The sequence below is a fragment of the Pseudomonas sp. NCIMB 10586 genome, from assembly GCF_023127895.1.
Lineage (GTDB): Bacteria > Pseudomonadota > Gammaproteobacteria > Pseudomonadales > Pseudomonadaceae > Aquipseudomonas > Aquipseudomonas synxantha_A.
In genome coordinates, this window is the sequence record NZ_SPKQ01000014.1 from 24,676 (window position 1) to 48,800 (window position 24,125).

The following is a 24,125-nucleotide window of genomic DNA, read 5'->3' on the forward strand; positions in this document are numbered from 1 at the left end:
GGCGGCACTCTGGGCGATGGCGTGGGCGGCACGTGAGGCGTGGGGCGGGATCCTCCCCCGAACCGCCGTCCAAAAATTCCACGCTTGATGCGCACCTTCGGCGTTTGATCAGTCTCCTGCGCAGACAACTGCGTGCCAGGCTCAAGCTGAGTGGGGTCCATCGGTTCGCCCCAGCCCGCGGTTAAGGGTTGCGGTTGGGACGTGAGCGTAACGTCAAGTTGAACAGGGAGTTGTAGCACAGGAGTCGTTATTGGACTTGTAATGTTCATGTGTTGTCACCCTAGAAGTTTCAAACAACTGTGATTAAGGGCACGTGATGCTCTGCCCTTATTCCATCAGTGCTTAAAACAACGTGCAGCGTTCCGGGGCGACGTGAGTACATGGCGCGATAAAAAACCTTAAAGCCTGTGCGACAAAACTTGAGCCATCGGCAATAACTGAGTTATTCCGACAGGTGTCGCACTCCCTTAATGGGTGGAGTCCCTTGAGATTCCATGTTTGCGTAACTTGCGGTACAGCGTATTGCGACTGACCCCCAACTGTTCAGCCACATGACTCATATGCCAGCGCTGCTGCGCCAACGCACCGAGTAATGCCTGACGCTCGGCGCTTTCCAGTGGCAAGGCGTACGGCGCATCCACCCTCGCCCCCAGCGGCTGCGCCTGACGAATCAATGCCGGCAAGTCGTCAAGCCCGACTCGGCCGTCCTCACAGAGCGCCACCACCGTGCGCAACACCGTACGCAACTGTCGCAGGTTGCCGGGCCAGGGGAATGCCAACAAAGCCTGGCGCGCCGACTCGTCTAGCATCACCTGTTCGGTGCCGGCCTCTTGGGCCAAGAGGAAGTCCAACAATTGCGCCTTGTCAGTGCGTTCGCGCAACGGCGGCAAGGCGACTTCCAAGCCGCTCAAGCGGTAATACAGGTCTTCGCGAAAGCTGCCATCGGCCACACGCTCCAACAAATTACGGTGCGTCGCGCTGATGATGCGCAGGTTCACGGCTTGAGGTTCGCCGCCGATAGGCACCACCAGGCGATCCTCCAGCACCCTTAACAAGCGGGTTTGCAGCGCCAGTGGCATATCGCCGATTTCGTCGAGAAACAGCGTACCGCCGTCGGCCTGTTGCAGCTTGCCGCGCATGCCTTCTTTAAGGGCGCCGGTGAAACTGCCGGCGCGATAGCCAAACAACTCGCACTCGATCAGGTTTTCCGGAATGGCCGCACAGTTCAGCGCGACAAAGGCCTTGTCGCCTCGCTGGCTGGCCTGGTGCACGGCCTTGGCGAAAGCCTCTTTACCGCAGCCGGTTTCGCCGTTGATCAGCAAGGGCACGTCGCGTTCGAATACTCGCGAGGCCTTGCGCAGCTCATTTTGCAACGCCGGATCGCCCAGGCAAATACCCAGTGGGCGTGGCGCCTGCGGCTTGACGACCGGGGCCGGCGTACTGCGGGGCTGGCCTCGCAGCGCTGCAAATAGAGGCCGACCATCGCGGCTACGCAGCGGCCAACTGGCCGTGGCACTCGCGCTGGCCCGCCCTAGCAACTGATCCAGGGAACAGTCGAAAAACGCGTCCACCGGCTGGCCCACCAAGCCGCCGCGTAGCTGCCCCAACAGGTTCAGGGCGCTCTGGTTCACCGCACAAATGCGCCCTTCGCCATCGAACGCCAGCAAGCCTTCGCTGAACAACCCGACCGACTCGGCCTGGAGGTGAAAACGCAGCAGCCAATGGTGTTCGAAGTGGCGCAGGAAGTAGCAACTTTCGATCATCTTGGCCGACAGGTTCACCAGCGCCATGGTGTGGAACTGGCTCTGGCGCGACACGGCTTCGCGGGCCGAGGACACATCCAGCACCGCCAGCAATTCACCGTGAGGGTCGAACACCGGGCTCGCCGAACACGTCAGCCCGGTATGGCGGCCGCGAAAATGCTCGTCACGGTGGATGGTCAGGGATTGACGCTCCACCAGGCAGGTGCCGATGCCATTGGTGCCTTCGCAAGCTTCACTCCAGTCGGCGCCCAGCCACAGCCCGGCGCGTTCGAAAATCTTGCGCTCGGACGGCGCGGTGACACAGTTGAGGATCACCCCCCGGGCATCGGTGAGCAGCACCGCATGACCGGCCCCCGAGAGTTGCTGGTGCAGGCTGTTCATTTCGTTGCCGGCGATATGCAGCACCTGCCGCAGGCGTTCGCGGCTTTCCAGCAGGCGGCCATGCTCAAGCACGGTGGGCGCAACGGTCAGCGCGGGGTCGAGGTGGTAGTCCTCAACGCAACGCAGCCAGGAACGGGCGATGGAGGGATCGCTGCCCGGCCCTTGAAGCGGCTCTTGCCCCCGGGTGACGGTGAGAACCTGCTGGGCATGGCGACTGAAATGATCGTTGTGCATGTTCTTATTATTCTCCCTGCGTGAGAGCGCCCAGCATCCACCAGCCATCCGGCCATTGCAATCCCGGGCCGACCCATCGGTCACAGGCTGTACCGTTTGCGGTACAAGCTGTCACCCCACCTGTATCGCCCCGGCCACATTCATGCCTTGTAAACAAAACCAAACCCTTGATTTACCTGGCCCGCACGCACTGGCCCAACCTTTGCTCTACGCTTTATAACGCGCTTGCAGCGCTGTACTCCGATAAACATAAAAGCAGGAGATGCCCACCATGCGTTATGCACACCCCGGTACCGAAGGCGCCATCGTTTCGTTCAAGGCCAAGTACGGCAACTACATCGGCGGCGAGTTCGTTGCGCCGGTCGATGGCAACTACTTCTCCAACACCTCGCCGGTCAACGGCAAACCTATCGCAGACTTCCCGCGCTCCACCGCCAAAGACATCGACAAGGCTCTGGACGCCGCCCATGCTGCCGCTGACGCCTGGGGCAAAACCAGCGCCCAGGACCGCTCGCTGGTACTGCTGAAAATCGCCGACCGTATCGAGCAGAACCTCGAACTGCTGGCTATCACCGAAACCTGGGACAACGGCAAGGCCGTGCGTGAAACCCTCAACGCCGACATCCCCCTGGCCGCCGACCACTTCCGCTACTTCGCAGGCTGCATTCGCGCCCAGGAAGGCAGCAGCGCCGAAATCAACGAACTCACTGCCGCCTATCACTTCCACGAACCACTGGGCGTGGTCGGCCAGATCATCCCGTGGAACTTCCCGCTGCTGATGGCCGCCTGGAAACTAGCCCCGGCCCTGGCCGCCGGCAACTGCGTGGTGCTCAAGCCCGCCGAGCAAACCCCGCTGGGCATCAGCGTACTGATGGAACTGATCGGCGACCTGTTGCCGCCAGGCGTACTGAACGTGGTGCATGGTTTCGGCAAGGAAGCCGGCGAAGCCCTGGCGACCAGCAAACGTATCGCCAAGATAGCCTTCACCGGCTCTACCCCGGTGGGCTCGCACATCATGCATGCGGCGGCCGAGAACATCATTCCGTCTACCGTTGAGCTGGGAGGCAAGTCGCCGAATATCTTCTTCGCCGACATCATGAAAGCGGAACCTGCATTCATCGAAAAAGCTGCCGAAGGCCTGGTGCTGGCGTTCTTCAACCAAGGCGAAGTGTGCACCTGCCCATCCCGCGCCCTGGTGGAGGAGTCGATCTACGACGACTTCATGAAAGTGGTGATGAAGAAGGTCGAGTCGATCAAGCGTGGCGATCCGCTGGACACCGACACCATGGTCGGCGCCCAAGCGTCCGAGCAGCAATTTGACAAGATCCTGTCCTATCTGGAAATCGCCAAGGGCGAAGGCGCGCAACTGCTGACCGGCGGCAAGGTTGAAAAGCTCACTGGCGATCTGGCCACCGGCTATTACATCCAGCCGACCCTGCTCAAGGGCACCAACGACATGCGTGTGTTCCAGGAAGAAATCTTCGGCCCGGTGGTGAGCATCACCACTTTCAAGGACGAAGCCGAAGCCCTGGCGATTGCCAACGACACCGAGTTCGGCCTGGGCGCCGGCCTGTGGACCCGCGACATCAACCGCGCCTACCGCATGGGCCGCGCGATCAAGGCCGGTCGCGTGTGGACCAACTGCTACCACCTGTACCCGGCGCACGCCGCGTTTGGCGGTTACAAGAAGTCTGGCGTAGGGCGCGAAACCCACAAGATGATGTTGGATCACTACCAGCAGACCAAAAACCTGCTGGTGAGCTACGACATTAATCCGTTGGGCTTTTTCTAACCCCACACCCCCTCCCACCTTTGAAATGCAATCAAGGGTGGGAGGGGGCTTGCTCCCGATCGGGGAGTGTCAGTGCAAGTATGAGTCACTGACCCACTGCTATCGGGAGCAAGCCCCCTCCCACATTTGGATCTTCATAAGTACTTGCGATGCGCATTCGGCACACACCGGCCGAGTTGAAAACAATAAGAATGGAAGGTACTTCCCATGCCCAGCGAACCCACGAGTTCTTCGGTCGACTTCGAAAAAGTCGGCACCGATTACTTTCAACAACGAGAATTGAAAAAAGGCGCTGCCGGCTGGGTGCTGTTAGTCGGCCTTGGCGTCGCCTACGTCATCTCCGGCGACTATGCAGGCTGGAACTTCGGCCTGGCCCAGGGTGGCTGGGGCGGCATGTTCCTCGCCACATTGCTCATGGCTACCATGTACCTGTGCATGTGCTTCTCCCTGGCCGAACTGTCTTCGATGATCCCCACCGCCGGCGGTGGCTACGGTTTTGCCCGCAGCGCCTTTGGCCCTTGGGGCGGGTTCCTCACCGGCACCGCGATCCTGATCGAGTACGCCATCGCCCCCGCCGCAATTGCGGTGTTTATCGGCGCTTACTGCGAGTCGCTGTTCGGCATTGGCGGCTGGATGATCTACCTGGCGTTCTACATCATCTTTATCGGCATCCATATTTTTGGTGTCGGCGAAGCCTTGAAGCTGATGTTTGTCATCACCGCCGTCGCCGCGATCGCTTTGGGCGTATTCCTGGTGTCGATGGTGCCGCACTTCAACGTCGCCAACCTGCTGGATATTCCGGTGACCGAGGCCAAAGGCGCCAGTAGCTTCCTGCCGTTCGGCTATGTGGGCGTGTGGGCGGCGATCCCTTATGCGATCTGGTTTTTCCTCGCGGTAGAAGGCGTGCCCCTGGCCGCTGAAGAAACCAAGAACCCCAAGCGCGACCTGCCTCGTGGGCTGATCGGCGCGATTGTGGTGCTGACCAGTTTTGCCCTGTTGATCCTGGTGATCGCGCCGGGCGGTGCAGGCACGTATGCGCTGATCAAATCCGGTAACCCGTTGGTGGAAGCCCTGGCGCTGTCCTATGGCGGTTCGACCTGGATGGGCAGCTTCGTCAACCTGATTGGCCTGGCCGGTTTGATCGCAAGCTTTTTCTCGATTATCTACGCCTACTCGCGGCAGATTTTTGCCTTGTCGCGCGCTGGCTACCTGCCGCGCAAATTGTCCGAGACCAACAAGAGCAAGGCGCCAGTACTGGCATTGGTGATTCCCGGGATTATCGGTTTCGGCCTGTCGCTGACCGGCCAGGGCGATTTGCTGATATTGGTGGCGGTGTTTGGCGCAACGATTTCCTACGTGCTGATGATGGCTGCGCACATCACCCTGCGCATCCGCCGCCCTAAAATGGAGCGCCCGTACCGCACGCCGGGCGGCATCTTCACCTCGGGCGTGGCGCTGGTACTGGCCTGCGTGGCCGTGGTAGCAGGCTTTTTGGTTGACCCACGCGTGGTGATTGGCGCGGCGGTCATCTATGGAGTATTAATTGCTTACTTTGCTTTCTACAGCCGGCATCACTTGGTAGCAGGCACGCCCGAAGAAGAATTCGCGGCGATCCAGGCCGCAGAGGCCGCCCTGCACTAAGTGCCGTAAACCTCGGCGCGGGCGCCTGCTCGCGTCGTCAAGGAGACACTGTATGGCAAGTTTTTCCCACGCGGTGGGTGCACACACCTATCGCTTCGACAGCCTCAAGGATCTGATGGCCAAAGCCAGCCCGGCGCGCTCCGGCGACTTCCTGGCCGGTGTCGCTGCGCAAAATGATGGCGAACGGGTCGCCGCCCAGATGGCGCTGGCAAATACACCCCTGAAGCACTTCCTGGAAGAAATGCTGATTCCCTATGAAAGCGACGAAGTCACCCGGCTGATCATCGACACCCACGACAAACAGGCCTTTGCCACGGTGAGCCATCTCACCGTCGGTGGCCTGCGCGACTGGCTGCTCAGTGACGCGGCTGATGAACAATCCCTACGCGCACTGGCGCCGGGGCTGACACCGGAAATGGCGGCAGCCGTGTCCAAAATCATGCGCGTACAGGACCTGGTGCTGGTGGCACAGAAGATCCGCGTGGTCACCCAGTTTCGCGGCACCATGGGCCTGCGCGGGCGCTTGTCCACGCGCTTGCAGCCTAACCACCCCACCGACGAACCAGCAGGCATTGCCGCGAGTATTCTCGACGGCCTGCTCTACGGCAACGGCGACGCCATGATCGGCATCAACCCGGCCACCGACAGCATCGCCTCGATCTGCGCCATGCTGGAGATGCTCGACGCGATCATCCAGCGCTACGAAATCCCCACCCAGGCCTGCGTACTCACCCACGTCACCACCTCCATCGAGGCGATCAACCGTGGCGTGCCGCTGGACCTGGTGTTCCAGTCGATCGCCGGCACCGAGGCCGCCAACGCCAGTTTCGGCATCAGCCTGAGCGTGCTGCAGGAAGGTTACGAAGCCGGCCTGAGCCTCAAGCGCGGCACCCTGGGGCAAAACCTGATGTATTTCGAAACCGGCCAGGGCAGTGCGTTGTCGGCCAATGCGCACTTTGGGGTCGACCAGCAAACCTGTGAAACCCGTGCCTACGCCGTGGCCCGGCACTTCAAGCCGTTCCTGGTCAATACCGTGGTCGGTTTTATCGGCCCGGAGTACCTGTACAACGGCAAGCAGATCATCCGCGCCGGTCTGGAAGACCACTTCTGCGGCAAGCTGCTCGGCGTACCCATGGGTTGTGATATCTGCTACACCAACCACGCCGAAGCCGACCAGGACGACATGGACACACTGTTGACCCTGCTCGGCGTTGCCGGCATCAACTTCATCATGGGCATCCCCGGCTCCGACGACATCATGCTCAACTACCAGACCACCTCGTTCCACGACGCCTTGTACGCCCGGCAAACATTGGGTTTAAAACCGGCGCCGGAGTTTGAACAGTGGCTGGCGAAAATGGGCATCTTCACGCAAGAAGGCGGCAAAGTGCACTTCGGCAACAGCCTGCCACCGGCGTTTCGCCACGCTCTGGCGCAACTGGGATGAAGGAGCCGACCGTGCAACCAGAATTGCCTGACAACCCGTGGCTGGAATTACGCCGCCTGACCCCGGCGCGCATCGCCCTGGGCCGCACCGGCACCAGCATTCCTACCAGTGCCCAGCTGGACTTCCAGTTTGCCCACGCCCAGGCGCGGGATGCGGTGCACCTGCCCTTCGACCATGCCGGGCTCAGCGGCCAATTGGCCGAACGTGGCCGCGACAGCCTGTTGCTGCGCAGCGCCGCCACGGACCGGCATATGTACCTGCAACGCCCGGACCTTGGGCGACGCTTGAGCGATGAGTCGGCCCAAACCTTGCGCGACTACGCTTCGGCGTACCCGGGTGGCGTGGATTTGGCCATCGTGGTGGCCGATGGCCTGTCGGCATTGGCGGTGCATAAGCATACGGCTCCGTTTCTGACGCGCCTGGAGGAACAGACCCACGCCGAAGGCTGGTCCTTGTCACCGGTGATACTGGTGGAACAAGGCCGCGTGGCAGTGGCCGATGAAATCGGGCAATTACTCGGCGCCAAAATGGTGGTGATCCTGATCGGCGAACGGCCGGGGCTCAGCTCGCCGGACAGCTTGGGCCTGTACTTCACCTACAACCCCAAGGTGGGCCTCACCGATGCGTATCGCAATTGCATCTCCAATGTGCGGCTGGAAGGCTTGAGCTATGGCATGGCGGCCCATCGCCTGTTGTACTTGATGCGCGAGGCGTGTCGCCGGCAACTGTCGGGGGTCAACCTCAAGGATGAGGCACAGGTTCAGACGCTTGAATCCGACGACCCGGACTTGATGAAGGGCAATTTCCTGCTCAGCCCACCGAGTGACCGATAGCGGCACGATTGCGCTTTTTTGCCGCATTAGGCAGCATCAAGTCACGGCCGCTCGCGTGGTCATACCCCATTTGGAAGTTGAGGCCTGGCATGCGGATTACTCAAGCGACCCTGGAACACCTGGACCTGTTGACCCCGTTGTTCGTCAAATACCGCGAGTTTTACGGGGCCCTGCCATTCCCGGATTCATCCCGGGCCTTCCTGGAAAAGCGCCTGCGACGCAAGGAATCGGTGATCTACCTGGCCCTGGCCGATGATGATGACAAGCGACTGCTGGGCTTTTGCCAGCTGTATCCGAGCTTTTCCTCGTTGTCGCTGAAACGGGTGTGGATCCTCAATGATATCTATGTAGCCGAGGATGCCCGCCGGCAACTGGTGGCGGACAACCTGATGCGCACGGCCAAGAAGATGGCCAAGGAAACCCAGGCCGTACGATTGCGGGTATCCACCAGCAGCGACAATGAAGTGGCGCAGAAGACCTATGAGTCCATAGGCTTTCGTGAAGACACCGAGTTCAAGAACTACGTGCTGCCGATCAACGAAGACTGACCCCTAATCCCCCAAACACTGTAGATCTCTTGTGGGAGGGGGCTTGCTCCCGATGGCGGGGTGTCAGTTAACGAATTTGTCCCTGACCCACCGCAATCGGGAGCAAGCCCCCTCCCACAAAAAACCAAGCCAACCGCTTCACACTTTCACGACACTCCCCGCTACAAAAGCCACACGCTTTTCACCATTCAATCCGTATAATGCGGACCTCTCAAGGTTGTAAGAACCACGACATACACTTGTAGCCTTATTACCCGTCGTCCCCGCACTGGCCCGCTGAGCCGGGCCATTCACACAGGTGCCATCCATGGATTTCAACCCGCTTGACCTTATCCTGCATCTCGACGTTTACCTCGACATGCTGGTAACCAACTACGGTCCGTGGATCTACGCCATTCTGTTCCTGGTGATTTTTTGCGAGACCGGCCTGGTGGTCATGCCATTCCTGCCGGGTGATTCGTTGCTGTTTATCGCTGGCGCCGTAGCGGCTGGCGGCGGTATGGACCCAGTGCTGCTGGCCGGCCTGCTGATGCTGGCGGCGATCCTCGGCGACAGCACCAACTACGTCATAGGACGAACGGCTGGCGAACGCTTGTTCAGCAACCCCAACTCGAAGATCTTCCGCCGCGACTACCTGCAAAAGACCCACGACTTCTACGACAAGCACGGTGGCAAGACCGTGACCCTGGCGCGCTTTCTGCCGATCCTGCGCACTTTCGCGCCGTTCGTCGCCGGCGTGGCCAAAATGCCCTACCCGCGCTTCTTCGGGTTCAGCGTACTCGGCACCATCCTCTGGGTCGGTGGCCTGGTGACCCTGGGCTACTTCTTCGGCAACGTGCCCTTCATCAAGAAAAACCTGTCGCTGCTAGTGGTGTTCATCATTCTGTTGTCCCTGGTGCCAATGATCATTGGCGTAGTGCGCAGCCGCTTTGGCCGCACGTCCTCCGAAGCCAACCCACACTGATTGCCCATGTGGTCCCTAAGCGCCTGGCGTCGCCGGCGCCTGCTGGCCAAGCACCCGATTGCCGATGACACCTGGCAACGGGTGCGCCACCACCTGACCTTCCTCGACGGCATCAGCGCCGAGCAAGACCAGTGGCTGCGCGAAGCCTGCGTGATCTTCCTCGCCGAAAAACACCTCACCGCCCTGCCCGGCGTCGACCTGCACCAGGAACAACGCCTGCTGCTCGCCGCCCAGGCGCAATTGCCGCTGATGAACCTGGGCGACCTCGACTGGTATCAGGGCTTTCATGAAATCGTGCTGTACCCCGACGACTTCCTCAGCCCGCAGCGCCATCGCGATGCCAGCGGCGTGGAGCACGAGTGGGACGGCGAACACAGCGGCGAAGCCTGGCAACAAGGCCCGGTAATCCTCGCCTGGCCTGGGGTGCTCGCCAGTGGCCAATGGGAAGGCTACAACCTGGTCATCCATGAACTGGCGCACAAGCTCGACATGCTCAACGGCGACGCCAACGGCCTGCCACCGCTGCACCACGACATGCGCGTGCAGGAATGGGCCAGCGTGATGCAAAGCGCCTTCGACGACCTCAATCGCCAACTGGACGCCAACCCGGAGGCCGACACCGAGATCGACCCATACGCTGCGGAAAACCCAGCCGAATTCTTTGCCGTCACCAGCGAGTACTTTTTCAGCGCACCGGATTTACTGGTCAACCGCTATCCACAGGTGTACGCCCAACTCAGCCGCTTCTACCGCCAGGACCCACTGGCGCGCCTGACCCAACTGCAAGCCGGCGACCCACGTTATCAGCCGCAAGGCGAATGACCGTACGACGCTTGGCGCATGGCATCGGCGTCAGAATATGCCTATAATCGCCGCCACTTTTAGGCCAATCCGGCCATGTCATATGGCCAACTAACGGGGGCAACGCCCAATGAGCTACAGCAAGATTCCGGCTGGCAAAGACCTGCCGAACGACATCTACGTCGCCATCGAAATTCCGGCCAACCACGCGCCGATCAAATACGAAATCGACAAAGACAGCGACTGCCTGTTCGTTGACCGTTTCATGGCCACCCCGATGTTCTACCCGGCCAACTACGGTTTCATCCCCAACACCCTGGCTGACGACGGCGACCCCCTCGACGTGCTGGTCGTGACCCCTTACCCGGTTACCCCAGGCTCGGTTATCCGCGCCCGTCCAGTCGGCATCCTGAACATGACCGACGACGGCGGCGGCGATGCCAAAGTCATCGCAGTGCCACACGACAAGCTGTCGCAGCTGTACGTGGACGTGAAGGAATACACCGACCTGCCGCCACTGCTGCTGGAACAGATCAAGCACTTCTTCGAGAACTACAAAGACCTCGAAAAAGGCAAATGGGTGAAGATCGACGGTTGGGGCAACGCAGAAGCCGCCCGCGCCGAGATCATGAAGTCGGTTGCCGCCTACAAAGGCTGATACCCGCGCCTGATTGCTTCGGCAAATAAGAAAGCCCCGTTAGTTCGGGGCTTTTTTATGGGCAAAATTAAACATCAAGTTCAATGTTTATTTTATGCTGTTTATCTAAGTTGCACACCTGAAAGATCGAGCCACAACTAAGCCAAATCCTACATATGCAATTCAACGCATGGTTTATTTGATTGGTTTTTCCCGCCAGTAAACTCTGCGTTTATGAATACATCAGGTGATCGTTTAAAAGCGCTACTCCGGGAAGTTAATCTTTCCGCCTCCGACTTCGCCAAGAACCGCGGCGTCACGCCTCAACACGTGAACAACTGGTTCAAACGCGGCGTTCCCATGGGCCGACTCAACGAGATAGCAGAACTGCTGTGCGTCTCAAGTCGCTGGTTAAGCGACGGCCGAGGCCCCAAACACCCGCCCGCCAACTACCTGCTGGAAGGCCCCGACACAAGGAAACTACTGCCCACCCGCGAAGACACCGGCAAATACCTCACAGGCCCCGCCTGCCGTCCGGAAACAACCGACGTGGAGATCCCCCTCCACCCCACATTCACCTCAAGCGAACGCATCCGCGTCTCCCGGCACAGCCTGCAAACCCTCAACGTCCATCCCGACCGCGCGGTAGGCGCTTACATGGTCGACAACAGCATGACCGACATCATCCAACAAGGCGCCACCCTTGCCATCGACCGAGGCCGCACCCAAATCATCGACGGCGAAATTTATGCGGTAGAGCACGACGGGATGCTGCGCATCAAATACCTCTACAACCGACCTGGTGGTGGGTTGCGCCTGCGCAGCCACAACGCCGCCGAACACCCGGACGAATACCTCAACCACGAAGAACGCTTCGAACAAAGCTTCAAGATCGTCGGCTGGGTATTCTGGTGGTCCACCCTCAACAACCGCCGGCCGCCCGTGCCGCTGGATGAACATCTATTGGGCTGGGAAGGCTCTAAATCGGAACCGGAGGTGGGCAACTGAAGTGAATGTGGGTATCATGCGCCGCACATTTGGCAGGGGGATGGCTTAGCTATCTGCCCTGTCAGGCGATGCGGAGGAGTTCCCGCGGATGCCCCTACTATTTAGCCCGACGCCATGTGGGCTGAGCGATTTGAAGGCTGGTGAGGTTTGTCAAAAACAAGCTGAGGCAGTCCCCGAGAAGCCGGCCACAAGCCGGCTTTTTAATGTCTTTTTGAAAACCACCCTCTTCTACTAAAAATCGCGAGAGCCTTGCTAGATCAAGGGTTTCAGCCTACGTTTATTCCTGTGACGTCCGTTTTCATCCATCGTCTTCCACAGCCAAGTGGGGGATCAAGTGGGGGGACCAGAGGGCCGAAAAGATGGGCAAGCTGACCGCAAAGTGTGTCGAAAATGTGATCGAGCCAGGCACCTACGAAGACGGTGAAGGGCTGCGCCTTATCGTCAAAGCTACAGGGCGAAAAAACTGGGTGCTGCGGTTTCAGCTACACGGCAAACGACGAGAGATGGGATTGGGTGGCTACCCCCAGCTCGATCTAAAAAAGGCCCGCGCGGCCGCCTACGAAAACAAAGTCCAAATCTTCAAAGGCACTGACCCACTCGCAGAACGACAGGCTGAACAAGCCGCTCAACGGGAAGCTGAACGCCGAGAACTGGCGCAGCTGATTACCTTTGAGAAACTGGCCACCGACTATCGAGATACCCATGGTTCGAGCTGGTCGGAGAAATGGCGTAAGGGCTGGCTGCGGAAACTAGAGCTCTATGCCTTCCCTACAATAGGGAAGCTTTCAGCTGACCAGATCGAGACCAAACATCTGATCAAGGCCCTGCAGCCACTCTGGTCGACCAAGACGCGGACAGCTGACGAAGTACGTGGCCAAATCGAGCAGATCCTGGATGCTGCCAGAGCCAGAGGCCTCAGGACTGCAGAGAATCCGGCTCGCTGGCGCGGCCATCTGGAAAACCTGCTCAGCCGGTATGAGAAGAAGAAAGCTCGCAAACGCCAGCATCATCCTGCGCTGAAATGGCAGGACCTGCCGAAGCTCATGGAAGCCTTACGCAAGGACCCCAGCCACGCGTCTGTCGCGGCTCAGTTACTGATTCTAACCGGCGCTCGCTCGCATATGGTCCGATTCGCACGCTGGGATGAGTTTGACTTGGAGTCGGGTCGATGGTCTCTGCCTGATGAGCGCATGAAAACCCGGCAAGCGTTCGCGATCCCCCTGGCTCCAGAGGTGGTTTCACTTTTGAAGGGTCTTCCGAAAATCAACACCAGAAGTCCCTACGTTTTCCCCGGCCACGGCAGAAGCGGCGTGATGCACGCTAACGGTATTCGCAATCTGCTACATGCATTGGGTTATGAGCACATCACTCGTCACGGCTTCCGCTCAACCTTCCGGGACTGGGCAGGTGAAATGACACCTTTCCCAAGAGATATTTGCGAGCTCGCGCTGGCCCATGACGAGCGCGGAGAAACGGAAAGCGCGTACTCTCGATCAGATTTTTTTGATAAGCGACGGGAGCTGATGAATGCATGGGCCATCTACGCTACATCCATACCTGAACGCGCTGATTAGGCTCAACGTGAAACCTCGGGAGATTGATGAGGCCGCAACCACTGAGTGTGTCGAACCTTGAGGCGCACGCATCAAGGTGACAATCCCGCAACCACGGCGCAATCAACATCGGTGTAAGGCCACAAGGTCTTTGGTTACCGACTTTCAAGCCGGGTCCATCCAAACAGGGCTGCAAAGCCGCCCTGCTTGGATGGACCTCACTTAAAAAATCTAAAGCCCACGCAACTGTCTGTGGAAAACCACTGATTTCCACCGGTGATAATTTCATCCACAGCCGCAGAACTCTCGAAAATTGGAGCCTTGACCCAAATTATCCACAGGCGTAGAAAAGATCGGGCAAAGCGCTGTCGTTGACAGCAACCCAGGTAGCCAGAACCTTTAAGGCTACGCCACACGGTGGTGGTTCTCCCAAAGTGCGATTAGCGTCCGGCGGCTCGCACGGTCACAGCAATGTGATGGATGCCTACTTTTACCAGTGTGCCCACTGCGGCAACTTATCCCCCTTTATAGCTGCCCTGCAGCAACCTATCCGCTTAGCCATTTCCTTGCGACAACCTGCGCCCGTCTCTTTCTCCCGGAAAGAGACGGGCGCACCTACCGCTGCTGCAGGCCAACCCGTACAAGGCTTTGCGGCAGTCCCCCTCGTGACAATCGGCGTGACAAACGCCGAAGTCACCAGCAACAGCGATGCCGATGATGGTGCCGCAGCCCACGGAATGGATTGCACCTGACTGACAGTCAGGCATGCCCCGGTCATCGCATCACTGCCTTCACCCGACTCAGGATCTCGCGGCGCTGGTCTCGTCAGCCAGTGCAGCCTCCACCCGCCCACTTCTTCGCAAGTGTTCAGGAGGCCAGATCATGAGATGCCCAAGCTCCCGGTCGTAAAGAGCCGTCAGTCCCGCGTTAGTGGACAACCCTCACAGGTCGCAGGGGCCTTGATCCCTGATAACACTCAACATTCTTGGCGGGATGACGTGGGGAACGTTTTAAAGGTTTTGGCTTAGAGAGGCGTTTGATCATGGCATTGGTAGGTAGACGAGACGGGCGCAATTTTGGCTATGGCCGGCAACTGAGCTACGCAGGACCGCAGGCATTGAAAGACCTGTTTGGCGACGGGCATTACGGGACGGTCAAAGCGCACAGTGATCGCTGGCAAGCGTTTGTGCGGTGGTGTCGATCGGAGGACGGCCCCGGTTACAACGATGCGCGCCAGATCGATCGACGGACACTGCAAGACTACGCTGCTCGCCTGCGCCAGCAGATCCAGCAAGGCGAACTCTGCATCGCTACCGCGCAGAACCGCCTGAGCAGCGTCAACCGTACCCTCGCAGCGCTACGCGGTGATCGGGACGTCAGGATCGCCAGTCCGAGCCAGGCATTAGGATTGCGGCGCTCGACCGTACGCACCCGCGCACCGGATGGCCAAGACCGCCAACAGGTGCGGCGAGTGCTTGAGGTGCTTGGTGAACAGCAATACGAGCGGGTGGCGGCGATTTTCCGTTTGGCCCGAGCAACCGGCATGCGCCTGCGCGAAGCGATCCTGGCTGACCTGCCACGATTGCTACGCGAGGCCGAACACTTAGGCCGCATCAACATCCAAGACGGCACCAAAGGCGGCCGTTCAGGGGCTTCAGCGCCACGATGGATCGCGGCTAATGAAGAGGTGAAGGTGGCGCTGCAGTTGGCTCGTCATGCGTCGCCGACCGGCAGCCGCAACTTGCTGGCCCGAGACGAAAGCTACGCCGCGTTCCTGCAACAGACCGTGCGCCCCGCCCGCGAAACGCTACATGAACAAGAGCTGAAGGGTTTTCATGAACTGCGAGCGGCCTACGCCTGCGAGCGTTACGAGCAGCTCACGGGTCAAACAGCACCGATCAATGGTGGCCACTGCTATCGCATTGACCGCAGCCTTGATCAACGGGCGCGCCAACAGATCAGCCAAGAGCTCGGGCATAACCGGAGCGATGTGGTTTCGGCCTACGTTGGAGGTAGAGCATGACCAAGCCCTTCGATATGACACTCTTCCTGAGCGGCGTACTGACTGGTTCGAAGGCCACCCAGCAACGACACCTACGGCAAGCCAAAATCATGCAAGCGGCCATTCAACAGCGATTTCAACGAGATAATCCCTGGACCTGGCAGCTCAAGCATGTGCGCTGGTTTCTCACTCAGCACCTGGAAGACCACTCCAAGCACAGCCGGTACTACTACGGGCTGACGGTCACATTGATCTGCCTAAGATTGGGTAAACCTATAATCTGGCGACCTCACCTTTGACAAAATCACACCATAGGCGGGGGACACCAATTGCTCGATGTCCCATCAATTATGGTGAACGGTAATTATTTTGACCACTTCCCGCTCAACACCTCGGCCTGCTTGAGCACCAACTCGATCGCCTCATCGGCTTTATCCGGCGGGTATTTGTAGCGGCGCAAAGTGATACGCACCAGATTGCGCAACTTGGCTCGCACGCTGTCGCGCACCTGCCAATCCACAGTAGTACTGCTGCGAAGTTTTCCGGTGATTTCATGAGCAATCTTCTTCAGTATCTCGTCACCCAACTCACGTACGGCACTCTCGTTATTGGCCAAAGCATCATAGAATGCCAACTCGTCTTCGTTTAGGCCCAACGCTTCGTGGCGTTTAAGCGCTTCCTGGAACTCTTTGGCCATGACGATGAGTTCTTCGATAACCTGGGCGGTCTCGACGGCACGATTTCGGTACTTGCGCAGGGTTTCCAACAACCTGTCGCTGTACTTCTTCTCCTGCACCACATTACTGCGGGTATGGGCGCGGATCTCGTCGCGCAGCAATTTCTCCAATAGCTCCACGGCTAAGTTCTTGCTTTTCATAGCGCGGACATCGGCCATAAATGCGTCGTCGAGCAAGCCGATATTGGGTTTATCCAACCCTGCCAGCTCGAAGATGTCCGCCACGCCCTCTGCCACCACTGCGTTATCGAGGATCTGCTTGAGCGCGGAATTCTTCTCTTCCTCGGTGAGTTTCTTATCGACTGTCGTGTACTTGGTGATCACCGCCTTCACCGCCGAATAAAAAGCGATTTCCTTCCTGTACTCATCCGCTTCGTCCAAGGTACCGCACAGGGCGAATGCCTTACTTATAGCTAACACTAAATCGAGAAAGCGCTTCTTGCCATCGTCTAGCCCCAACACATGGTTAGCAGCCGGAATCAGCAGCAACGTGGCCTTGGTCGCGTAGGTACTGATATCGAGCTTCTCACCATCCACCGCGGTAGCGAACATGCCACGCATCACATCGATTTTTTCCACCAGCAGGGCGAAAGCTTCCTGCACCAGGTTAGCCGGTTGACCTTTGCCGTTAGAGTCGGTGTAAGTCTTCAGCGCGCTTTTCAGCTCGCTGGCGATACCGATGTAATCCACCACCAGCCCGCCCGGCTTGTTCTTGAACACCCGATTGACCCGGGCGATGGCCTGCATCAAATTGTGGCCCTTCATCGGCTTGTCCACATACATGGTATGCACGCAGGGAGCGTCGAAACCAGTCAGCCACATGTCACGCACGATCACCAGCCTGAGCGGGTCGCTGGGGTCCTTGAAACGCTTCTCCAGAGTCTTCTTCTGCCGCTTGTTGTAAATGTGCGGTTGCAGCAGCTCGCGATCGGGTGCCGAGCCGGTCATCACTACCTTGATTGCGCCGCAGTTGAGGTCCGCGCTGTGCCACTCAGGACGCAGTGCTACTATGGCGTTGTACAGATGCACGCAAATTTCCCGACTCATGCCCACGATCATGCCCTTGCCATCTAGGGCCGCAGTACGCGCATCGAAGTGCTGCACCAGGTCGCTGGCCACCTGCTTGATGCGTGGTTCAGCCCCTACCAATTTCTCCAGGGCAGCCCACTGACTCTTGGTCTTTTCTCGGAAGGAGATATCTTCCTCGTCCTCGATGACCTCCTCAACGTCGTCGTTAAGCTGCTCGATCTCGGCCTGATTGATGTCCAGCTTAGCCAGCCGACTTTCGTAATAGATGGGTACGGTTGCGCCATCATCCACAGCATCCTGGATATCGTAGATGCTGATGTAACCGCCAAATACCGCTCGAGTGTCCTTGTCTTCATTGGCAATCGGCGTGCCGGTAAATCCGATAAAAGTGCCATTAGGGATGGCGTCGTGCAGATGCTTGGCATAGCCGCTCACATACTTGTGCCCCGTGACTTCGCCGCTAGCTTTATCTTTCAATTCTACCAAGCGAGTTTTCAAACCGTACTGGCTACGGTGTGCCTCGTCAGAAATCACCACCACATTGCTGCGCTGGATCAGGGCCGGATGTGTTTCTTCGCCTTCCAGCAGCGAAAACTTCTGCACCGTGGTGAAAATAATGCCGCCGGACTGCCGCGACGTCAGCATCTCACGCAACTCCTCACGGCTATTGGCCTGCTCCGGCTCCTGCTTGAGCAGCATCTTGGCGCTCTTGAAGTTGTCAAACAGCTGACCATCCAGCTCGTTACGGTCGGTCACCACCACCAGTGTGGGGTTCTGCATCTGAGGTTGCTGCAGCAGCTTGCCGGCATAGCAGACCATGGAGATGCTCTTGCCCGACCCCTGGGTATGCCACACCACTCCAGCTTTGCGCGGCTCCACCCGCTTGCCGTAATTGGCGCGTTCCTCTCGCAGCTCACCCTCGGCTGCAGCCGCTATCAGCGTGACGCGAACTGCCTCGCGCACGGCATGAAACTGGTGGTAACCGGCAATTTTCTTGATCAGGCGATCACCATCCTGCTCGAACAGTACGAAATGACGGATGTAGTCGAGAAACATCTCGCGCTGGAAGAAGCCGCGTACCACGGCCTCCAACTCATAAGAAAGTAACGGCTTGTCGTTCTCATTATGAATGGTGCGCCAAGGCAAAAAACGTTCCTTGTTGGCGGTCAGCGAACCGACTCGCGCGGTGACTCCATCGGAAATCACCAGAGCCTGGTTGAACAGGAACAACTCTGGAAGCTCCTCCTTATAAGTCTGCAACTGGTTGCAGGCATCCCAGATATCAGCATTCTCGTCGCCAGGGTTCTTCAGCTCGACTACCGCCATCGGCAGGCCATTGATAAACACCAATAGATCGGGCCGGCGGTTAACCTTGCTGCCTTGCAGAGTGAACTGGTTGACTACCAGAAACTGGTTGTTATGCGCGGCCTGAAAGTCCACTAGTTGCACATGTTCGTGTTGCATCACGTCTGCATCGCGGTACTGCACCGGCACGCCCTCCAGCAGCCAGCGTTGAAACTGCCGGTTGTTGTGAATCAGCATGGGGCTTTGCAGCTTGCCGAGCATCTCCACTACCTGCTCCTGCAACACGACCGAAGGGATATGCGGGTTAATCCGCACCAACGCGGCAAACAGGCGACCGCTAAGAATCACTTGGCGGTAATCCAAGCGCTCGGAGGCCTCGCCATCCGGAGACAAATCCGGCCCGTAGGCGATCTCATAGCCGCCCTCACGGAACCACTCCAAGCACAGCTGCTCCAGCAAATCTTCGGTAATAAGCTTCACTGCATAACCTCCCAATGGCCACCCTTCGCTTGGCCGATGCGGCGCAAGTGCCCCTGCTCGCGCAGCTTGGCAATCTGTTTTTCCATTACCTTCGGGCTGAGACCAAAATGCTCTGCCAGAACTCTGGCCGACAGGCGTGCTTCGCTGCAAAACATCGCAAAAATCTTCTCCGAACGTTCCTCCGACGAGCCAAACACACGCTCTCTGTCCTGCACGGGGGTCATCTGCCGAAGCGAAAGGGAGTTTTGCTCGATGGCCATTGAGGCACGGTGGGTGCGGATACGGTTATCGCGGCGTAAATGGGATGAGAACGAAGCCACGCCCGTCTCCGACCAGCGCCCAAACTGCTCACAGATAGAGGCAATCAGCAGGAGGATGCTTTGGTTAAGTTGGTAGGATGGTTGATAACTAGACATCAACTAAATCCCCCGCGCGGATAAAACAAGGACTCGCCATCACTTCAAGCTCACCTTACGCTCCGCCATATCCACAGCTAGATCGACTAATAGAGTCAACATCGAATGGTCGTGCTCTTCGACCCGATACCAGATGGGTTGGATATTCAGCTCCAACAGACGGTTTTCCTTTGCCTGTTTAAGCGGACCATTTTTAGGGTCAGGCAAGAATGCGAAGTGTTTAGGAATCTCGAACTGTTTTGAAGCTATCACGTGCGCAAACAGATCAAGCGTACGATCTTGCTCCAAAGAACAACCAACAAAAAGTAGAGAGTTACTGATATAAATCTGCCGCAAAGCCTTTGGTAATTCCTTACTAAAATCAAAAGCGGCCCCATACGCTCGCTCATATTGCTCGCGGGTAAAAACATGAGTGTCCGGGCGGGAATGTTCACCATGAAGCTTGAGGATACATCGATCTCCGTTTAGAAGTCGATGAACAAACTCTATGCCCTGTTTATCCCCCAGCATGCAGCCATCCACCAGAGAACGATCACCTTCGCGCAAGAACGTCTCGATAAGCTTGTCGAAATTCGTGGTTACTACGCAGCCACTAGAAAGCCGTGGCAATAACTCAATTAAATAGGGGTAGCCCTTTTTAATTTCAGGCTCATCATCATTTTTCAGGCGAAACTCTGTATGAATAAAGTTATCAACACCCTTCGGCAATTGTTCATACAACTGTTGCGCCGCCTCAAGAAAGTCAAAACGGTCTATTGCGGCCTCGATCGCAGTCACTTCAAGCCCTGCCAACCGATGCTTAGCAATTAGCATCTTAAGTGCACTGCCCCACAACGGATAACCCGCGGCACTCGAAACACCCGCCCCAATAAACGGAGCTACTCGACGCTTACGAATAGCGTCAACCAAATCCCTCAATACAGCTTCTTGATGACTCTCCTCCAAGAATGCTATCGCCAATGAGTGATTAGATCTTATTTGCTCACCATTCCAGCTTTCCAGTTCATCCAAATAACTAGCACGATCCACCCAATAGAGAATCTCGCCAACCTCATAACTATAGCTAGCCTTCTGATCTTTCAGGCTTCTAATACTGATGGGAGCTTCACCATTTAGAACGGCGTTAAACTCCGGATTAGACTCATATCCCGTGGTAAGAAATGATTCAATACGTTCGATGACAGCCTGATTTTCCTTAACCCTGTCAATGGACATATCAGGTCTCCTTAACCTTTAGCTCACCCGACAACAGTTTTGGTAAAAGGGTATCGCGAAGATTCGACAATACTCTTGCCTGGCTGGCCAAATTTTCGACTTCAGAAAATAATGGTTCAACCATTTGCTGGAATTTCAGTAGCACATCCCGCCCCGGGTTCAATATCTGTACGGATTCGATATGACTTTTCGTCACAGCCTCTCTCGAGCCGCCTGTATTCAGGCCGAGCAAATAATCTTTCACTTGTCGCTGCAACAGGTGTAGATGTAGATAACGAGGTGAGACTTCGCTCTTAGCCCGAATAATTGCAACATGCTGATTGACCCGCGCAGGCAATACTTCCTGCGGGACAACACAAGTTCGTAAAATCGAGGCTCCAGTGATGTTCATTAAAATATCTTTCGAAAAAACCTCAACGCCTTTTAGCTGGCTCGCCGCATCATCAGAAATACGAGCCAATCCTCCCCAAACAAATTCCGAGTCATACACATTTTGGCTGCGTATTAGAGCAATACCTTCATCGAGATATACTTCGCGCCCACCTCTTGGGGTTGCACCACTACCAACCTTACTGGTGAGCTGCTTCAAGGTTGCCACGTCCCAGCCTTTCGGAATCAGCCCTAGTTCCGACTCCATCAACTCACTCGGAAACAGAGCCGCCGTGGCAGCATCCATACCCTCCGGTTGTTGACCGGCCATTTTGGCGTAAACAGGATCAAAGTCGACAAACCAGGATTTAAAGATAGCTTGGGTAATTTCCTCAAGTGCTTGGATAATTTTGCGATTAAGGGCGATTTTCCTATCAAAACTACTCAAAATCTCAACAACTGAGTCCTGATAGCATTTTCTCGGCACAGTTATTTCTACATTTGAGAAATGCCCTTTATTTAAAATAGGCGTTGCGGAGCCGCCAGCAATGCTTTTCAACTCATCCTGCCGCTGAGACAAGCAATAATAAACATACTCAGAGTTAAACTGCGTCTCATCAACCAACAACACATTTATCTGTTGATTAGTAACACTTGGAGTGGAAACCATAACAGCCTTTCCCATATCGGAACCGATACAAGAAACCGCAACACTTCTACCCGGAACGATACAACTTCTTACCGAAAGCAAGCCCTCTTCAGTAAGACCACGCTCCGTACCTTCAACCCATTTGCTACCATTCATGTCCCTAGGAGTAACAAATGGAAAACTCCCACCAAAAGCATTTTTTACAGATGACGGCGGCGTTCTCCCGGTTTTTATTTCACCCAACTGCGAGAGTTTATACTTCCTCCAATCAGCAGTCATAACCCAACCCCGCCAAGTTTTTCCTTATCTGATCTTCTAATTTGGCGCTGTCCTCAAACTGGCTTTTTAGCTGGGCACTGAATCGCTGCATTTTCTCTGCAAAGGGCTCATCATCCTCTTCAACTTCCGCTGCACCGACATAACGACCGGGGGTCAGCACATAGTCGTGCTTGGCGATATCATCCAGGGTTGCGGATTTGCAAAAGCCCAGCACATCCTCATAGCCCATGCCGGTCTGCCAGGCGTGATAGGTGCTGACGATCTTGTGGATATCCTCGCGAGTAAAGTCACGCAGCACGCGATCCTTCATAAAACCAAGGTCACGGGCGTCGATAAACAGCACTTCTTTACTGCGGTCACGCAGTTTGCGGCCGCTGGCTGTTTCGCGGACGTGCTTGTTTTTGGTGAGAAACCAGATACAGGCGGGAATCTGCGTATTCGTAAACAACTGGCCCGGCAGAGCGACCATACACTCGACCACATCCGCCTGCCCCTTGGCGTGACCCAACATCAGGCCTTTACGTATTTCGCCCTCGTTATTGGTATTGGAGCTCATCGAACCGTTGGCCAACAGCAGACCCAGGCTGCCATTGGGTGCCAGGTGGTGAAGCATATGCTGCAGCCAAGCGAAGTTAGCGTTGCCGTCAGGCGGGGTGCCATAGACCCAGCGCTGGTCATCGTCCTTCACCCCGCTTTTCCATTCCTTCATATTGAACGGCGGGTTGGCCATCACGAAGTCGGCGCGCAGGTCCGGGTGCAGGTCTTCGCTATACGTACTGGCCCACCGACCACCGAAGTTGAAATCGATGCCACGAATGGCCATGTTCATCGCTGCGAGGCGCCAGGTGGTGGGGTTGGACTCCTGACCGTAGACAGAGATATTACCCAGCTTACCCTCGTGCTCTTCGATAAAGCGCTCGCTCTGCACGAAGAAACCGCCGGAGCCCATGGCGGGGTCATACACCCGTCCCCTGAATGGCTGGAGCATTTCCACGATCAGCGTGACGATGGCCTTGGGCGTATAGTACTGGCCGCCCTTCTTACCTTCGGCTAGGGCGAACTGGCCGAGGAAGTACTCGTAGACATGGCCGAGAATATCCTTGGCGTGCAGGCTAGCGTGCTGGAAGGGGATACTGCCGATCAGGTCGATCAAGCCAGTCAACTTGTCCGCTTCGATACTCAATTGGGTGTAGGTCTTGTTGAGCACACCCTTGAGCTTGTGGTTTTCCTTTTCCACATGGTCCAAGGCGGTATCGATCAGCCAGCCGATAGTGCGCATCTCCATCGCCTGGCTGCCCTGGGCGGTTCTGAGCATAAAGTGCGTACCAATGGGTAGCTTGGCGTTGTTTTGTAGAGTGTCCCAACGGGCGATTTCCGGCACCCAGAACACGTTTTTCTCGGTGTAGAAGTCGCGGACTTCCAGTTCTTCCTTGATCAGTTCTTCGTCGCCACCAAGGTAATATTCGTGCTCGGGATCACGGAATTGCGCCTCCAACTCAACGCGGCGCTCGGCAAAGGTGTCGCTGACGTACTTTAGGAAAATTAAGCCAAGCACGGCGTGTTTGTAGACGGCGGCATCAAGGCTGGAGCGTAATTTATCGGCCGCATTCCAGAGCTTTTTCTCCAGCCCGTTGAGAAATTGCTGTTCTTCGTTGCTGGTCATTCCATTCATACCTTGTATGCATACAAACAGCGACGGACAACACGCTGCCTTAGGCAAAAAAAATTTAGGAGGGCGATTCTGTCAGAGCTCCGAGATCAACGCGCACTTTAACTCCTGGAGCCCTAAAGGGAAACGCAAACAGGGGAGCACTATGGCCTTAACCCTAGAACAATCCAGATTAAATCAAGGCTTATATCGCGGATGCGGGCTACCGATTTCATAGGTAAACAGTGAGACATGCACTGCGTCGTCCCCTGAAGTTCGGTGTAGAGCAAAGGGGAACACAAGCGCACAGCGGTTATAGGCCAACACACCATACTGCCAGGTAAGCGTAGGGAGCGAAGCCTCCATTTAATGTGGCCGAGTGCCAGATTGCTCGT

The 24,125-nt window shown here is 57.0% G+C and carries 18 protein-coding genes; 12 read left to right on the plus strand and 6 right to left on the minus strand.

The window, feature by feature from the left end; genetic code table 11:
* Window positions 1–467: 467 nt before the first annotated feature.
* Complete coding sequence (locus E4P01_RS06980) at window positions 468–2,378, minus strand: sigma-54-dependent Fis family transcriptional regulator (RefSeq protein WP_078822424.1); 1,911 nt, start codon at window positions 2,376–2,378, stop codon at window positions 468–470.
* A gap of 271 nt (window positions 2,379–2,649) precedes the next feature.
* Between E4P01_RS06980 and E4P01_RS06985 the strand changes: the two genes are divergently transcribed.
* The 12 genes from E4P01_RS06985 (at window position 2,650) to E4P01_RS07040 (ending at window position 15,903) form a co-directional block, all read left to right on the plus strand.
* On the plus strand, window positions 2,650–4,170 hold the full coding sequence (locus tag E4P01_RS06985) for an aldehyde dehydrogenase family protein (protein ID WP_005791797.1): 1,521 nt from the start codon (window positions 2,650–2,652) through the stop codon (window positions 4,168–4,170).
* A gap of 207 nt (window positions 4,171–4,377) precedes the next feature.
* On the plus strand, window positions 4,378–5,811 hold the full coding sequence (gene eat, locus E4P01_RS06990; RefSeq protein ID WP_103734866.1) for an ethanolamine permease: 1,434 nt from the start codon (window positions 4,378–4,380) through the stop codon (window positions 5,809–5,811).
* Between the two features lie 52 nt (window positions 5,812–5,863).
* Complete coding sequence (locus tag E4P01_RS06995; protein ID WP_216090351.1) at window positions 5,864–7,258, plus strand: ethanolamine ammonia-lyase subunit EutB; 1,395 nt, start codon at window positions 5,864–5,866, stop codon at window positions 7,256–7,258.
* Entirely contained in the window at window positions 7,255–8,091 is an 837-nt protein-coding gene (gene eutC, locus E4P01_RS07000; protein WP_103734867.1) for an ethanolamine ammonia-lyase subunit EutC, read from the plus strand. The genes E4P01_RS06995 and eutC overlap by 4 nt, the downstream gene beginning before the upstream one ends.
* An 89-nt stretch (window positions 8,092–8,180) precedes the next feature.
* Window positions 8,181–8,639, plus strand: a complete 459-nt coding sequence (locus E4P01_RS07005) for a GNAT family N-acetyltransferase (RefSeq protein ID WP_005791806.1) — start codon at window positions 8,181–8,183, stop codon at window positions 8,637–8,639.
* 307 nt (window positions 8,640–8,946) lie between these two features.
* Window positions 8,947–9,603, plus strand: a complete 657-nt coding sequence (locus E4P01_RS07010; protein WP_003194521.1) for a DedA family protein — start codon at window positions 8,947–8,949, stop codon at window positions 9,601–9,603.
* Window positions 9,604–9,609: 6 nt separating this feature from the next.
* Window positions 9,610–10,425 (plus strand): M90 family metallopeptidase, encoded by an 816-nt coding sequence (locus E4P01_RS07015; RefSeq protein ID WP_005791808.1) that lies wholly within the window; start codon window positions 9,610–9,612, stop codon window positions 10,423–10,425.
* A 109-nt stretch (window positions 10,426–10,534) separates the two neighbouring features.
* Complete coding sequence (gene ppa, locus E4P01_RS07020) at window positions 10,535–11,062, plus strand: inorganic diphosphatase (RefSeq protein ID WP_005791810.1); 528 nt, start codon at window positions 10,535–10,537, stop codon at window positions 11,060–11,062.
* Window positions 11,063–11,275: 213 nt separating this feature from the next.
* Window positions 11,276–12,049 (plus strand): helix-turn-helix transcriptional regulator, encoded by a 774-nt coding sequence (locus tag E4P01_RS07025; RefSeq protein WP_032879273.1) that lies wholly within the window; start codon window positions 11,276–11,278, stop codon window positions 12,047–12,049.
* Window positions 12,050–12,408: 359 nt separating this feature from the next.
* The gene (locus E4P01_RS07030; protein ID WP_216090352.1) at window positions 12,409–13,623 is read left to right on the plus strand and encodes an integrase arm-type DNA-binding domain-containing protein; all 1,215 of its coding nucleotides are present in this window, start codon (window positions 12,409–12,411) and stop codon (window positions 13,621–13,623) included.
* Between the two features lie 1,021 nt (window positions 13,624–14,644).
* The gene (locus E4P01_RS07035; protein WP_216090353.1) at window positions 14,645–15,625 is read left to right on the plus strand and encodes an integrase domain-containing protein; all 981 of its coding nucleotides are present in this window, start codon (window positions 14,645–14,647) and stop codon (window positions 15,623–15,625) included.
* The gene (locus tag E4P01_RS07040) at window positions 15,622–15,903 is read left to right on the plus strand and encodes a hypothetical protein (protein WP_216090354.1); all 282 of its coding nucleotides are present in this window, start codon (window positions 15,622–15,624) and stop codon (window positions 15,901–15,903) included. The genes E4P01_RS07035 and E4P01_RS07040 overlap by 4 nt, the downstream gene beginning before the upstream one ends.
* A 65-nt stretch (window positions 15,904–15,968) precedes the next feature.
* Here E4P01_RS07040 and E4P01_RS07045 read toward each other — a convergent pair whose 3' ends face one another.
* Genes E4P01_RS07045 through E4P01_RS07065 form a run of 5 tightly spaced genes read right to left on the minus strand, consistent with a single transcriptional unit; the run spans window position 15,969 to window position 23,754 of the window.
* Window positions 15,969–19,145 (minus strand): type I restriction endonuclease subunit R, encoded by a 3,177-nt coding sequence (locus E4P01_RS07045; RefSeq protein WP_216092202.1) that lies wholly within the window; start codon window positions 19,143–19,145, stop codon window positions 15,969–15,971.
* Between the two features lie 5 nt (window positions 19,146–19,150).
* On the minus strand, window positions 19,151–19,570 hold the full coding sequence (locus E4P01_RS07050; RefSeq protein ID WP_216090355.1) for a hypothetical protein: 420 nt from the start codon (window positions 19,568–19,570) through the stop codon (window positions 19,151–19,153).
* Between the two features lie 39 nt (window positions 19,571–19,609).
* Window positions 19,610–20,785 carry an SIR2 family protein gene (locus E4P01_RS07055; protein WP_216090356.1) on the minus strand — a complete coding sequence of 392 codons (1,176 nt, stop codon included), beginning with the start codon at window positions 20,783–20,785 and terminating at the stop codon, window positions 19,610–19,612.
* 1 nt (window position 20,786) lies between these two features.
* On the minus strand, window positions 20,787–22,082 hold the full coding sequence (locus E4P01_RS07060; protein ID WP_216090357.1) for a restriction endonuclease subunit S: 1,296 nt from the start codon (window positions 22,080–22,082) through the stop codon (window positions 20,787–20,789).
* Window positions 22,072–23,754 carry a class I SAM-dependent DNA methyltransferase gene (locus E4P01_RS07065; RefSeq protein WP_216090358.1) on the minus strand — a complete coding sequence of 561 codons (1,683 nt, stop codon included), beginning with the start codon at window positions 23,752–23,754 and terminating at the stop codon, window positions 22,072–22,074. The genes E4P01_RS07060 and E4P01_RS07065 overlap by 11 nt, the downstream gene beginning before the upstream one ends.
* Window positions 23,755–24,125 lie beyond the last annotated feature (371 nt).

Bases quoted from the DNA above. Each gene is read 5' to 3' on its own strand.
- E4P01_RS07010 (WP_003194521.1), top strand. From the start codon at position 8,947: ATGGATTTCAACCCGCTTGACCTTATCCTGCATCTCGACGTTTACCTC.
- eat (WP_103734866.1), top strand. From the start codon at position 4,378: ATGCCCAGCGAACCCACGAGTTCTTCGGTCGACTTCGAAAAAGTCGGC.
- E4P01_RS07035 (WP_216090353.1), top strand. From the start codon at position 14,645: ATGGCATTGGTAGGTAGACGAGACGGGCGCAATTTTGGCTATGGCCGG.
- E4P01_RS06980 (WP_078822424.1), bottom strand. From the start codon at position 2,378: ATGCACAACGATCATTTCAGTCGCCATGCCCAGCAGGTTCTCACCGTC.
- E4P01_RS07005 (WP_005791806.1), top strand. From the start codon at position 8,181: ATGCGGATTACTCAAGCGACCCTGGAACACCTGGACCTGTTGACCCCG.
- E4P01_RS07060 (WP_216090357.1), bottom strand. From the start codon at position 22,082: ATGACTGCTGATTGGAGGAAGTATAAACTCTCGCAGTTGGGTGAAATA.
- E4P01_RS07065 (WP_216090358.1), bottom strand. From the start codon at position 23,754: ATGAATGGAATGACCAGCAACGAAGAACAGCAATTTCTCAACGGGCTG.
- E4P01_RS07025 (WP_032879273.1), top strand. From the start codon at position 11,276: ATGAATACATCAGGTGATCGTTTAAAAGCGCTACTCCGGGAAGTTAAT.
- E4P01_RS07030 (WP_216090352.1), top strand. From the start codon at position 12,409: ATGGGCAAGCTGACCGCAAAGTGTGTCGAAAATGTGATCGAGCCAGGC.
- E4P01_RS07015 (WP_005791808.1), top strand. From the start codon at position 9,610: ATGTGGTCCCTAAGCGCCTGGCGTCGCCGGCGCCTGCTGGCCAAGCAC.
- E4P01_RS06995 (WP_216090351.1), top strand. From the start codon at position 5,864: ATGGCAAGTTTTTCCCACGCGGTGGGTGCACACACCTATCGCTTCGAC.
- E4P01_RS07040 (WP_216090354.1), top strand. From the start codon at position 15,622: ATGACCAAGCCCTTCGATATGACACTCTTCCTGAGCGGCGTACTGACT.
- E4P01_RS07050 (WP_216090355.1), bottom strand. From the start codon at position 19,570: ATGTCTAGTTATCAACCATCCTACCAACTTAACCAAAGCATCCTCCTG.
- ppa (WP_005791810.1), top strand. From the start codon at position 10,535: ATGAGCTACAGCAAGATTCCGGCTGGCAAAGACCTGCCGAACGACATC.
- eutC (WP_103734867.1), top strand. From the start codon at position 7,255: ATGAAGGAGCCGACCGTGCAACCAGAATTGCCTGACAACCCGTGGCTG.
- E4P01_RS06985 (WP_005791797.1), top strand. From the start codon at position 2,650: ATGCGTTATGCACACCCCGGTACCGAAGGCGCCATCGTTTCGTTCAAG.
- E4P01_RS07055 (WP_216090356.1), bottom strand. From the start codon at position 20,785: ATGTCCATTGACAGGGTTAAGGAAAATCAGGCTGTCATCGAACGTATT.